Below are 12,394 nucleotides of genomic sequence, written 5' to 3'. Positions count from 1 at the left end.
GATATCGCATCATCCCTTCCACACAGCAGAGATAGGCCATGACGACTGAAACAGATCGACCCATGCCTGCACGGCAACAAACAAGCGTACGTCCTTCCGGGACGCGGGTTTCGAGCCATTTGACGGATTGCAACAACGTCGCAGGATTCGCCTCCGAAAATTCTTTCATCGGAATTCGATGGTATTCCACCCACTTCGGAGGATCCACACTAAATTCTTCGGCCACAAGCAGGAGCGCCCCGACTGTTCCTGGAGGCTCCCGTGCATCGTTGATGTTACCCACCAGCAATTTGTCCGTGATGAGATGCATTGCGGCTGTAGTATATAGACATCTTCAGAGGCGTCAAGCTACGCTGTTCCCAAGTCCGTGCGATGTTGCAGTCTCCTTTCACCGGTCGCTATACTGAAAGGCAGACGGATCGAAGCAAGGAATTCTCGCCGTATGACATCCATGACTCCCGAAGAAGTCGAACAGCGCCTCTCGACGGTAAAATGCGCCATCTGCAAAGAGTCCAATTTTGGAATAGATCGGCGCTTCATGCAGCCGGATGGGGAATGGCGGGGCGTCTGCAAGAAGTGTTTCTATAGCTTCCCGGTCTATACGGATATGGAATTCTACCTCCGCACCCAGCCGGACGTGCCTTACCGGTTGAAAGAAATTTCCTGCACGGCCTGCAAGCACAAAGGAGTCAGTCTGGATTTCCGTGCCACCATGTCGGTCCGTGAACCCATCTACTTCGTCACCTGCAGCAACTGCAAGCGTACATTTCCTGAGAAATCGTCGCTAGAAGCCTTCGAATAACTCCCCTTCAATCATCGGCGTAGTGTATACTGGGAACATGTCCGACAAACCGAAAAAGAAGGATTCTCCGAAGACCAAAGAAGAATCGAAGTCCCGCAAAGAAATCCCGCTGATTTCTGTGCCGAATGATCGTGAGATGATCGCGGAAGAGATGGCGGAGCTGTTCGATGAAGATACAGTGTCACATCAGCACGGTAGTTCCGAACCGGAAGCAGATTAGCCCACCATCCGATCAACCTCAGCTTCGCAAATATCCGGTCTATCTTAATTAATCCGCGCCGATAGCCCTGCTCTGCTTAACGCTCCGGCTCGACTATCTTGAAGGAGGGCGGGTCCTGTCGCCGACCAGCCCGTCCGTCCTCGCACCCCGCCCAGAGTCAGCCTCGAAAACTTGCCTCGCTTCCAGCCAGGAAAGCTTGAAGAAGCTATTCTAAATTGCCAGGCGGTCAGTTGTGTTGGCCATGTTTTGCCTCTCGAGATTTAGAAGGTCAGAATTTTCTGTGTCACCCGTTGGAAAATATCAGCACGAAACAGAACTTTCTCTTCCACTAGAACTGGGATGCTCAATGGACGTCTAATTTCATTCCACATGCTCTATTGGGTGGAACGGATGCGCACGCTCATCTTCTTCCGAGCGGTGACAGATTTACCAGCGGCCTGTCCCCGCCACTCCTCTTTTCGTTAGGGCGGCGGAGATGATTCCAGCCTTGCGTGCAGGGGCGAGTGATGATCACTACAAGCTCGCTCGTCTCTTGTGTCAAGGGGAGGCCTGGTTGATCCTCGATTGCGCGCGTCGAACGAGCACCTCCCTTTATTTAACAATCTGATTCGTCTGGCGTGCCGCGTTCCGCGAGCAAGAGGACGACCAGGCCGCCCCTCCACTCTTTGCGAGAGGCGAATGCTCAACATCCAACGCATGATGACGTAACTGAACGCGCGCACCGTTCGTCACCTGGTCTTCGCTATACCGAACGAATGACCTGCACTGATGCATCTTTTGCGATTCGCCCCAACGCCGAAACTTTTCCCCCACGCTCCTTGTGAACAATCCTCTCAATCTGCACGATCGCGCCGCGATGCCAGCTATCGAAAGTGTCGTTCTGAGGAGAAGCGAGACGATCTTGCCTGCCGACTTCCTGCCTACCCAGCTCATTGCATAACCAAGCTCGTTTCTCTCCTTTGAGTTCCCGAAGTTCGCTTACAACTCGAAACACATCAGGCCGTCGATCGACAATCGTCTTCCCATCCTTTCGCAACAGCAGATAGGAAAACTTCAACGCGTCCTTAATGAAACCGACTTCCTTGTCGATTTCTTTTATGATCGCCGGCGGTTCCCAGGCCCGTTCTTCATGACACCAATCGTCGGGATTCACCAAGGCCGGGCAACTCTTCTCATGGAGACAGGGGCTGTAGATGGTGCAGCGTTTGTCTTGCAGTAACCGATCCCTGACTTGATGCAAAGCGCGCGACGTTTCCCGCAAAGCCGGCTCCAGAATCATCAAGGTCCCCTGAGAGGCGAGTCGGTCCAACAAGTCCGCAAGGAGGTCTGATCGTGCCGCAATCGGGTCTTTGTGGTCTGCATAGATCTCGTTGAGGCAGTTGGCCACGATGATGAGATCGTAGGGCGCCCTTCTCACAATCTTTCCAAGCCACCCCCCCTTCTCGATATCTTCTTCGTGGGTCTCCAAGCTCACACCAGTGACGCCCGTTGTAAGACCGTATGAATCCCACAGGTGTCTTGCCTGACGCAGGGCTGTAGCGGAAGCATCCACGGCCACAACGGAAACTGCCGACCGAGAACCCTGATAACACCGCCAGTCAAGGACGGCTAAGGCCCCAGTACCCGGGCCGCACCCTATGTCCAGCACGGAGAAGCGCTCGCCTGCTTCAGGCTCAGGCATCTCCTCTAACAACACTTGAATCTTCGAGAGATTGACCGGAAAGAAATACTGAAGATAGGCGGCAGCGAGTGCTGGATCTTTCAAATAGGAGGCGCCCAGTGATGTTCGCTCTTTCGTAAAAAGTCTCGAGAGGTCGGCAACCGCTTGGGCGACTTTATCACGCGCGAGTACTGATCTCGATAGCAGTCGCTCAATCGTGTCGAGCAGCAACGGCGAGACGCATGCGGGGTTGAGGGGCAGCATGAGCACAGTGTATGCTCAGCATACGTAGGAGGACAACTATGACTGATGAAATCCTCAAAGCTTACAAAGATGTCGAGCTCGCCGTCGAACGTTATACAAAGCTGCTGCAGGAACATGCCCTGATGTTACAGAACATGGAACCGCCGGGATCCGAGAAGGTGGTGCGCATGACGCAGGGGTCAAAGGCCATGCGGGACAGTGCAATGATCTATCTCTCTTATGCGAAGTACGTAGCCTATGGCATGCCGGAGAGCGAGGAAATGATCGAGGACGAAATCCAGGGATAGCGGCTGAATGCCCTGTAAAAGACCAAGGGCCCGCCCGGTGGAACCGGGCGGGCCCTTGCAGTTTTGGAATATGTTATCGCCTAGATGCTGCGCATGAAATGCGCGACTTCCTCCGGATCAACGGTTCCACCCATGACCGACGACGTCGCCACGTTGGTAGATTTCTTTCCCGTCAATCCCGATTCGACTTCATCCACGATCAATTCAACCGGCATCGATTGACCGCCGTACACGCGCGGACCTCCGATGATCTTCGCCTTGGAGTAGCCGTAAATGGCCGTGGCGACTTCCTTGGCCAGCCAACCAACATAATTGAACTCCGGCACTACGATCAGCTTCGCCTTGCTGCACAGTGCGCGCAATTCCTTGGTCGGGAAGGGGCGGAGCGAGCGGATCTTGATCAGGCCGACGTTCAGGCCCTTTTCCTTGCAGAGACGCACCGCTTCACGTGACTGCGCCGCCGCACTTCCAGATGCGACGATGATGGCATCGGCACCTTCCACGTTTTCCGCGGAGAGCAGCCCTCCCAGGTACTTATCAATATACTTGCGCGAACGCCACACGGCGGCCCACACCTCCTGCTGCCATACCGCGTGAATATTGTAGGCCATGAAGTTCGACTTCTGAACCGGGGCATCGCGCGACAAACGGGCCGGGGGATTCTCCGCATCGAGCACAGGTACGGCTCCACGCCAGGCCTCACGAGGCGGGAGCTTGATACCACGATCATGCATATGCACATAGCCGCGGGCGTGCGTCACGAAAAATCCGTCGCAGCAGACGCCAACCGGCAACGTCACGTCGTTCATTTCACTGATGATGAAACCCGCCATCGTAAAGTCGTACATATCCTGCTGATTTTCCGCGTGGAGCACGATCATGCCGCAATTGAGCAGGTACGACACTTCGATATTGTCCGGCTGGATAGCCAGGGGCGCATTGACAACTCGACAGGTGAACATCGCGACGACAGGCAGCCGATGCCCGGGCCAGGACGCGATGCCTTCAAGCCCGCGCAACGTTCCGGGGCCGGCGGTTGCCGTATAGCACCGCACCCCGGCACGCGACCCGCCCGCAATAGCCGCCATCACGCCGACTTCTTCTTCGCCACGATAGTATTCCTTCAAGTAACCTTCACCGTAGAGCACTCCGACCAACTGCATGGTTTCACTCTGCGGAGTAATCGGATAGGCGATGGCCAGGTCGACATTGGAGCGGCGAATCGCTTCTTTGGCTGCCTCGCTACCCGTGATGAATTCTTTCGTCCGCGGCGCTTTGAGAAACATATATTCCGGAGTGACAACCTTTTGCTTCTTCGCTGCCTCGTGCGGATCTTTCTTTGCACCACTCGGCGGAGCCGCCACGCTGGTGATGGGATCGCCCTGCGGATTCGTTTTGACTTCGGTTTCGCTCATAGTTGCACCTCTTGGCTAAATCGAGCGTTTCCGCCCGGCCTTATCCCTCGCGCTTCATTTGCTCGGCACTGTGACCGAACATCGCCGCGCTGCCCGCCCCGCCCGGGGTCGGAGCGAACGCCGTAGGATTCGTATGGGTCTTGCCTCCATGCACTTTCGACTGGGTACCGGTGAAACGGACATTTTCGCCGTTCTCCGGCAACTTGATGCCCATTTGTTCACGGACCTTCTTAAAAATTTGCGCGACCCGCTTCAGTTTAGCGGTATCAGAATCCCTAATGGTCAGCATGGCGTCTTCGTGACCCTGTTCGGCACAAATCGCCATGGTGCAGCAATTCGTTCCCGCTCGGATCATCTTCAATGTGAGATTCGCATAGTGGCAATGCACCCCAATGAAGATGCAGGCTTCGATCTTGTTGCCCCAGATAGTCAAATTCGGGTGGTTGGGATTGATGACTTCTTCGGGATCGATCTTCGGATATTTTGGCCGGTAGTCCGGCATCGGGATAATCATGACTTCCGGAATCTGCGCGGCAATTTCCAATGTTGCCTTTGCCTTTTCCATAGCGTGATCGTTCCAAGCCCAAAGAATCAGGGGGCCTGGAAAGATGGTCGCGTTCGGGCTCGTCAACATCTTCCTCGCCATCTCCTCGATGACAACTTCTTCGTTGGGCTCGAGTAACCCATAGTAAAGAGCTTGGCCGGGGTCGGGCAGCGAAACACCTAACTGAGCCGCCGACGGCGGATGGAAACCTGCAGGACCGGGAACGATTATTTTTTCTCTCGTATCTTGTGTGGTTGCCACGCCCTTTCCCCTTTCCTCACATTACCCGACGACCGGACTCGCCAAGACCGCCGTAGTACTCTTTTCGCCATACGTCACATTCTCAGTCAAAGCCGCCTTCGGCAATTGATCGATCATGATCATTTTGATCGCATTGTTCTTCGCCATGTTGTCGCAAACCCAGACGCATTGCGCGCAACCCTTGCAGCGATCGACCGCCACATAAGCTGAGCCATACTTGAAGCCCTTATCCTTCCCCATCTCCTCGCTATAAAGGATGGTATTGGCTTCCGGGCAGTACTGCGTGCACAGTTTGCAGCTCTTTGCAGCACAGATTTCAACGTTGATATCGGCTACGAGGTACATGTTCCTCCTTTTATGCGGTTGCCGCTTCCACCGGCGCTTCCGCACGCTTGACCTCGGGGGCGGCCCACCCATGGTCAACTGCATAGTTCCAACCTGCCCGCATGACCGCCATGTTCTTCTCGATCAGTTCCTGTTTCTTTTTGAATTTCCTCTCTACGACGCTGTCCAACGCCGCCGTTCCGCCCGACACAACGAACCCTTTTCCAAGGAACCGGTCTTTCACAGCCTGCTCCAACCCCTCCATGGTTGTCAGACCCGTGATGGCCCCAATACAGCCCATCAATGCCATGTTCGTCGCAAGGTCCATCCCCGCGACTTCCAGCGAGATCTTCGTCGCCGGGAAGTAATAGAGCTTCGCACGGCGCTCTTCGAGTTCTCGCGCCTGGTCCTTATGGAGAGTCATCGGCCCGTCGTTGTTGATCAAAGCAATCCCGTCTTCTTTCAACCCGAAATAGAACGGCATCGTGTAGGACTTACCGTGGGTAATCACCTGAGGATGAAAGATGATAATGATGTGTGGAAACGTGATTTCACCGATTTCATAAATCGGCTCATCCGACACCCGCACGTAGCTTTCGACAGGCGCCATTCGCTTTTCCGAGCCATAGAACGGCACGATGGTGCTTTCGCCGCCGGAGTTAATGACGGCCGTACTGAGAATGTGTGAGCCGGTGACAACACCCTGGCCGCCGACACCTGCCATTCTAATGTTGAAACGTTTAGCCATGATTCAGCCTCCCTTTCGGCGAGCTTAAGCTTTGCCGGGAATTGTCGCGGCAGGAGCAGATGGCTTCGGGAGATACTCCTTGTAGCCATACCGCTCGGTCAAATATTGTTTGGCCTCCTCGCTGATGTACTCGGAGAACTGATACCGATCGTTCTCCACGGTTTTGGCATCTTCCATGACCTTGTCGGTCGGAATCGCGTATTCAATGTTGCAGGATGTATAGGCCTGAATATAGGCGGAGCCCACTTCGCGCGCGATTAAGACAGCTTTCTTGATAACACTCTCGACGCGGCGTGGATTGTTCGGAACTACCGATGCCACATAGGCACAGCCGGCGACTTTTGCCATTTGCAACATATCCATCTTTTCAAATTTCTTCCCGAGCGGGGCCATCTTCAGCACCGCACCGCGGTTGGTCATGCCACTCTCTTGTCCGCCAGTGTTGCCATAGACTTCATTGTCCAACATGATCGTGGTGAAACGTTCCTTTCGGAACCAGGAATGGAGAACCTGCTGAAACCCGATGTCGGCAGTTCCACCATCGCCGGCCATCACGACCACGTCTTTCGGTTTATCTCCGAAGCGGAGACGAAGACCGCGGGAGAGCCCGCTCGCCACGCCGTTCTGGTCGCCGTAGTTTCCGTAAACGAAGGGAATCGCGGCTTGCGAAATGGCCAACCGGCCGCAACCGGCCGTGCCAACCGTGATAGTGTCTTCAGGGTTTGGGAACGAGATCATCGCAAGACGGATGAAAAGGGTCATGGCACAACCGGCACACATCGGATGCTCCTCAAGTACTTCCTTGAAAGAGCCCATCTGAGACACCGATATCTTTTTACCGAAGGGACCATGTTCAACCATGTCCCGATATTCTTTTGGCATGAACTTCTCAAATCCATTCGAAAACTTGACGTAATCAAGACTCATTGGGACACCTCCCTCTCTTGTGGCAACGACAACACGCTACCACCCCGGCCAATACTCTTGTTCGCAACAAACCTGCAGGAATTCAAGGCTGGAAGAACGGTCTTCGTCCGTTCATGACATTAAAAAAACTTTCGGCCATCGTAACAAAGCCTAAAAAAGACTGTCAACGATTAATGTGACAGAACACCGCGGCGACACGATGATGAAAAGTGTATAACGCGGTGAAATTCAACGCAACTTCTCAGAAGGCCCACAGCCACCGAAAGAAGGCCTAGCGTGTGTGGAATCGATAGGCCATTCGCCCTAACCAAATGCACAACAACAATGAATTTGCTCCTGGGATTGATCAGAACGTTCTACCAGCAATGAAGCAAGAGATTGCCCCTCCAGGTAAATCTGTCTACACTAGCTGACATGGCTATTCGTGTGATCATCCCCGGTGAAGACGACGACGCCCGGTACGTCGGAGGAGTTCATAAGCGTCCCCCGATTCCTGATAACACTTTGAAGGCCGAATGCCCAAAATTCATGGCGCACGGCCCGTGCGGGGGTGTGCGAAAAGGAGGATTGTGCGAGGTCTATCCGGAGATGAAATGTCCTTGGATCTCAATGTTCATCGAGTTGGAGAAAATCGGGCAGACGGATTGGATGAAGCAAGTGTGAGTTGGCCGCTCGTGGCGCTTCCCGGATCGCGCGACGCGGCACACAGGAAAGGGTTTTATCCTGCGTCGCATAAGATAAAGGCTCCGGGTCGAACAACCTCTGTTTGGCGGTGCTCGTTCGATGCGTGCAGCAGCAGAGGAGGCGTCCCCGCTAGCTCACTAGTGGGTGGCCGAAGAGGGATGTATGAAGGGGAAACAAAAAACGACGAGACTTGGCTACAACGAGCGGCATGCGAAGAGCGGGATCACCGCTCCCCTGCCGGGCATTGAAACGTTTCCGAATCAGTACAAGGGCTATGAGATCACGATCGAGATCCCTGAGTACACAGCGATCTGCCCCAAAACCGGCTTGCCGGATTTCGGCACGATCACGCTGCATTACATGCCGGACAAGGCCTGCCTCGAACTCAAATCGCTCAAGATGTATATCCATGCATACCGGAATCTCGGCATCTTTTATGAAAATTCCGTGAATAGAATTCTTCGGGATGTCGTGAAGGCTTGCCGACCAGTATGGGCAAAGGTTACGGGGACCTTCACTGCGCGCGGTGGCCTACGCAGCGTGATCGAGTCCCGTTACCCATCACCAGGCCGGTAGCTCGACCGGGTTACACGCCGTCATCTCGATACATGGCAACATACGCGATCGGCGACGTTCAAGGCTGCTTCATCTCCCTCACTCGACTGCTCGACAGAATCGCGTTCAACCGAAACGAGGACAGGCTCTGGCTCGTCGGTGATCTCGTCAACCGCGGTCCACGCTCCCTTACGACCCTTCGCTTTATCAAAGAACTTGGAAATTCAGCCTGCGTCGTCCTCGGCAATCACGATCTCTTTCTCCTCGCAGTGTCCGAAGGTATCGTGCAACTGCGTCCCAAAGATACGATCAAGGATATCCTCGCAGCAAAGGATCGATCCGCTCTTCTCGACTGGCTCAGACGGCAACCCTTACATCACCGCGAAGGCTCCTACCTCATGGTTCATGCAGGCCTCCTGCCTCAATGGACCATCAAGGATGCCGCCGGGTACGCACATGAAGTGGAAATTGCCCTGGCTGGGCCGGACTACAGAATGTTTCTCAGACAGCTCTTTCATGGCCCCGGATCGCATTGGACTCCTTCCCTTGAGGGATGGAGTCGTCTTGTAAGTGTTACCCAGGTCCTCACGAGAATCAGAACCTGTCAACCAACAGGAGAGATGTCGAACTTTTCAGGACCGCCGGAGGAAGCCCCGGCCGGATTCACCCCGTGGTTCCGCGTCCCGAATCGTCGAAGTATTGATGCCACCATTATTACCGGCCATTGGGCAGCACTCGGCCTGCAGCTGGGCTCGAATCACCTTGCAATTGACAGCGGCTGCGTGTGGGGGAGACAGTTGACGGCCGTTCGCTTGGAAGATCGAAAGGTGTTTCAGGTGGACTATTCTGACTGAAGAAAAGAGTCCCCGACCCAGCTAGTGATAGGATTCTGATTCCGACGGGAATTTTCCCTGCTCAACTTCCTCTTTGTATCGTCGAAGAGCCTGAAGCGCGTCGGCCCTCAGATGTGCATAGGGCTTCACGAACTTCGGCACGAAGTCGTCGAACATGCCGAGCAAGTCATAGAGCACCAAGACCTGTCCGTCACAATGCAGCCCGGCGCCGATACCGATAGTCGGAATTGTGAGCTGTTCCGTGACGGTCTTCGCTAATGCCGCCGGAATCGCCTCCAGCACGATCGCAACGGCCCCCGCCTGCTCCAAGGCTTTTGCATGGGACAGAAGGTTTTTCGCCTGGTCTTGGCTTTGCCCCTGCACTTTGTACCCGCCGTAGTGATTGACGGATTGCGGCGTCATGCCAAGATGTCCAATGACAGGGATTCCGACCTGCGTCATCGCCTCGACCCGATCCACCATCGGAGCACCGCCTTCAAGTTTCACTGCATGCGCTCCAACCTGGAGGAACCGTCCCGCGTTCCGGAGCGCCTCTTCTTTGCTGACCTGATAGGACATGAAGGGCATATCGCCGATGACCAACGACTTCTGTGCAGCATCGGCCACCAGTTTGGTGTGATACAGCATATCCTCCATCGTGACTGAGAGTGTATTCGGCTTGCCCTGCACAACCACCCCGAGCGAATCCCCGACGAGGATCGCTTCAATGCCTGCCTGTTCCAGGATACGCGTGAACAAGGCATCGTAGGCGGTTACGACGATGACTTTCTTCTTTTCGCGCTTGTGCCGCTGAAGGTCGGGAATAGTCATTCTCATCCGAGCTGGGCTTTCGTAATAATTTCTCCGAGCCTATGGGTTCCCTTGATTGCCATGATGTGGACGCCGTCACAATGGGAACGTACCGCATTAATCGTGCGAACCGCGATTTCGACGCCCACATCCTCAGACTTGTTGCCGGCAGCACGGAGCTCGTCGATCATTTCTTGCGGAACCGACATCCCAGGAATGTTGGCATTCATAAATTCAGCCATCTTGGCGTTGCGAAGCAAAAGAATCCCCGCCAGAACTTTCACGTTGTACGGACGCACCGCTTTCATAAAGCTCGCAAACTGTCCGGGATTATAAATCGCCTGCGTCTGGAAAAACTGGGCGCCGGCTTTCACTTTCACTTCAAACTTCGCCAGCACAGGCCCCACGAGATCAGCTTCGGGTGTCACCGCAGCCCCGATGGTGAATGTCGTAGAACCGTCAAGCTTGTTCCCCGCCATATCCCGACCACTGTTCAATCCCTGCACCAACTGCATGACTTGTACGGAATCGAGATCGTAGACCGGCTTAGCATCTTTATGGTCACCGACTGTCGGGTAGTCCCCCGTCAAGCAGAGAATGTTCCGAATGCCCAACATGTGTGCGCCCATCAAATCAGACTGCATGGCAATGCGATTGCGGTCACGGCAGGTCAGCTGCATGACCGGATCGTGGCCTAATTCATAGAGCAATCGACAGACCGGCAACGAGCCTGCGCGGACCACCGCTGCGGTATTGTCGGTCACATTGACGCCGTGCACACGCCCCAGCAACTGCTTCGCGTTATCCAAGACCCCGCTGATGTTGGTCCCTTTCGGTGGGTTGTACTCGACGGTAACAGCGAACTGCCCCGCATCAAGCACCTCTTTTAACCGCCTAGGCTCCCGACTCATCTGCGTACGCTCCGTCCTACCGCGACCTATAGCATCCCAGCCATTCTCTTAGCAGACTCTACTGTGTTGTCCAGCAACATTGCGATCGTCATGGGACCGACGCCGCCCGGCACAGGACTGATCCAACCGGCCTTCTGGCTGACCGGTTCAAAATCGACATCCCCGCACAACTTGCCGTCCGGCAACTTATTGGTACCAACATCGATCACGACCGCTCCCTCGCGTACCATATCGGCAGTCACGAACTTCGCTTTCCCGATTGCCACCAGCAGCAGTTCGGCCTCACGACAGACAGCCGGTAAATCTTTCGTCTTAGAATGGCAAATTGTCACGGTCGCATTCCGTTGCAACAACATCAGCGCCAGCGGCTTTCCAACGATATTGCTGCGCCCTAGCACCACAGCCCGCTTTCCCTCAATCGTCACACCGGTCGACTCGATCATCTTGATAACGCCCTTCGGCGTGCAGGCTTCAAACACCGGATGACCTTCTACCAACCGTCCGAAATTGTATGGATGAAACCCGTCGGCATCTTTATTGGGAGACACGGCCTCGAGAACCACGCGACTGTCGATGTGTTTGGGAAGGGGAAGCTGGACCAAAATTCCGTGGATCTTCGGATCAGCATTTTTCTTTTCGATCAGGACCAGAAGCTCGTCCTGGCTGGTACTGGCCGGCAGCTTATGATCGTCGACATGAATACCTGCCAGTTCGCAGGCCTTTTGCTTGTTCTTCACATAGACGTGTGAGGCAGGGTCATCCCCCACCAGGATCGTCGCCAACCCCGGCTTCACACCCGTTTTTGCCAGTACTGCCGCCGATTCGACCGCTAACTTTTCCCGTACTTGTTGCGCTAAGGCCTTTCCGTCAATCAGTCGTGCCGCCACGATTTCCCTCCAAAACTCTAGGTTGAGGTCAAGGCTGAGGCTTAGGGAATCACCGGCTCAGGCCTTCACCGGACCCTAGCCTTAGCCTAAACCTTCACCTACTTTCTACGCGCGGCACCTTAGCAGGGCAATTTTATTCAAGTCAACGACTTGGACCGAGCCCGGGCCAGAGGTCTAGGATCAAATGGCTGCAGCGAGGATTTCTGCCTCATTCCCCCACCTCCAGTCCTACCCCCTCCCTGACATTTCTTGACACCCTCTC

General features: G+C 54.7%; 16 protein-coding genes. 6 read left to right on the top strand and 10 right to left on the bottom strand.

Annotated features, from left to right (window positions below; translation table 11 throughout):
- A partial coding sequence (locus tag ACWVCN_RS02065; protein WP_455243850.1) for a dual specificity protein phosphatase family protein occupies positions 1–310 on the bottom strand: 310 nt, incomplete at its 3' end.
- A gap of 132 nt (positions 311–442) precedes the next feature.
- On the opposite strand from ACWVCN_RS02065, the gene ACWVCN_RS02060 reads away from it, so the two are divergent.
- Positions 443–802: a hypothetical protein gene (locus ACWVCN_RS02060; RefSeq protein ID WP_455243849.1), complete on the top strand. Its 360-nt coding sequence runs from the start codon at positions 443–445 to the stop codon at positions 800–802.
- A 37-nt stretch (positions 803–839) separates the two neighbouring features.
- Positions 840–1,022 (top strand): hypothetical protein, encoded by a 183-nt coding sequence (locus tag ACWVCN_RS02055; RefSeq protein WP_455243848.1) that lies wholly within the window; start codon positions 840–842, stop codon positions 1,020–1,022.
- Between the two features lie 742 nt (positions 1,023–1,764).
- On the opposite strand, the gene ACWVCN_RS02050 is transcribed toward ACWVCN_RS02055, so the two are convergent.
- On the bottom strand, positions 1,765–2,946 hold the full coding sequence (locus tag ACWVCN_RS02050) for a small ribosomal subunit Rsm22 family protein (RefSeq protein WP_455243847.1): 1,182 nt from the start codon (positions 2,944–2,946) through the stop codon (positions 1,765–1,767).
- A 38-nt stretch (positions 2,947–2,984) separates the two neighbouring features.
- Between ACWVCN_RS02050 and ACWVCN_RS02045 the strand changes: the two genes are divergently transcribed.
- Positions 2,985–3,233 (top strand): hypothetical protein, encoded by a 249-nt coding sequence (locus ACWVCN_RS02045; protein ID WP_455243846.1) that lies wholly within the window; start codon positions 2,985–2,987, stop codon positions 3,231–3,233.
- Between the two features lie 80 nt (positions 3,234–3,313).
- Here ACWVCN_RS02045 and ACWVCN_RS02040 read toward each other — a convergent pair whose 3' ends face one another.
- Genes ACWVCN_RS02040 through ACWVCN_RS02020 form a run of 5 tightly spaced genes read right to left on the bottom strand, consistent with a single transcriptional unit; the run spans position 3,314 to position 7,452 of the window.
- The gene (locus ACWVCN_RS02040) at positions 3,314–4,648 is read right to left on the bottom strand and encodes a transketolase C-terminal domain-containing protein (protein ID WP_455243845.1); all 1,335 of its coding nucleotides are present in this window, start codon (positions 4,646–4,648) and stop codon (positions 3,314–3,316) included.
- A gap of 40 nt (positions 4,649–4,688) precedes the next feature.
- Positions 4,689–5,453 carry a carbon monoxide dehydrogenase beta subunit family protein gene (locus tag ACWVCN_RS02035; protein ID WP_455243844.1) on the bottom strand — a complete coding sequence of 255 codons (765 nt, stop codon included), beginning with the start codon at positions 5,451–5,453 and terminating at the stop codon, positions 4,689–4,691.
- Between the two features lie 21 nt (positions 5,454–5,474).
- Entirely contained in the window at positions 5,475–5,798 is a 324-nt protein-coding gene (locus tag ACWVCN_RS02030; protein ID WP_455243843.1) for a hypothetical protein, read from the bottom strand.
- Between the two features lie 10 nt (positions 5,799–5,808).
- Positions 5,809–6,525 carry a 2-oxoacid:acceptor oxidoreductase family protein gene (locus ACWVCN_RS02025; RefSeq protein WP_455243842.1) on the bottom strand — a complete coding sequence of 239 codons (717 nt, stop codon included), beginning with the start codon at positions 6,523–6,525 and terminating at the stop codon, positions 5,809–5,811.
- A 24-nt stretch (positions 6,526–6,549) separates the two neighbouring features.
- On the bottom strand, positions 6,550–7,452 hold the full coding sequence (locus tag ACWVCN_RS02020) for a thiamine pyrophosphate-dependent enzyme (protein WP_455243841.1): 903 nt from the start codon (positions 7,450–7,452) through the stop codon (positions 6,550–6,552).
- Between the two features lie 414 nt (positions 7,453–7,866).
- Here ACWVCN_RS02020 and ACWVCN_RS02015 point away from each other — a divergent pair, with 414 nt between their 5' ends.
- The 3 genes from ACWVCN_RS02015 to ACWVCN_RS02005 all read left to right on the top strand — a co-directional run bounded on the left by ACWVCN_RS02015 (position 7,867) and on the right by ACWVCN_RS02005 (position 9,545).
- On the top strand, positions 7,867–8,115 hold the full coding sequence (locus ACWVCN_RS02015; RefSeq protein WP_455243840.1) for a methylenetetrahydrofolate reductase C-terminal domain-containing protein: 249 nt from the start codon (positions 7,867–7,869) through the stop codon (positions 8,113–8,115).
- Between the two features lie 183 nt (positions 8,116–8,298).
- Entirely contained in the window at positions 8,299–8,712 is a 414-nt protein-coding gene (gene queF / locus ACWVCN_RS02010) for a preQ(1) synthase (protein WP_455243839.1), read from the top strand.
- A 32-nt stretch (positions 8,713–8,744) separates the two neighbouring features.
- Positions 8,745–9,545, top strand: a complete 801-nt coding sequence (locus ACWVCN_RS02005) for a symmetrical bis(5'-nucleosyl)-tetraphosphatase (protein ID WP_455243838.1) — start codon at positions 8,745–8,747, stop codon at positions 9,543–9,545.
- A 21-nt stretch (positions 9,546–9,566) separates the two neighbouring features.
- Here the strand turns inward: ACWVCN_RS02005 and panB are convergent, their stop codons facing one another.
- From panB to folD, 3 genes are read right to left on the bottom strand one after another with little or no spacing between them, the layout of a single operon-like run.
- Positions 9,567–10,355: a 3-methyl-2-oxobutanoate hydroxymethyltransferase gene (panB, locus tag ACWVCN_RS02000; RefSeq protein ID WP_455243837.1), complete on the bottom strand. Its 789-nt coding sequence runs from the start codon at positions 10,353–10,355 to the stop codon at positions 9,567–9,569.
- 2 nt (positions 10,356–10,357) lie between these two features.
- A complete protein-coding gene (locus ACWVCN_RS01995) occupies positions 10,358–11,245 on the bottom strand; it encodes a methylenetetrahydrofolate reductase (RefSeq protein ID WP_455243836.1) in 888 nt (295 codons plus the stop codon).
- Between the two features lie 26 nt (positions 11,246–11,271).
- Positions 11,272–12,132: a bifunctional methylenetetrahydrofolate dehydrogenase/methenyltetrahydrofolate cyclohydrolase FolD gene (folD, locus tag ACWVCN_RS01990; protein ID WP_455243835.1), complete on the bottom strand. Its 861-nt coding sequence runs from the start codon at positions 12,130–12,132 to the stop codon at positions 11,272–11,274.
- Positions 12,133–12,394: the final 262 nt, after the last annotated feature.

This window comes from Petrachloros mirabilis, from assembly GCF_975968855.1.
This window is presented reverse-complemented; position numbering and strand designations above follow the sequence as displayed.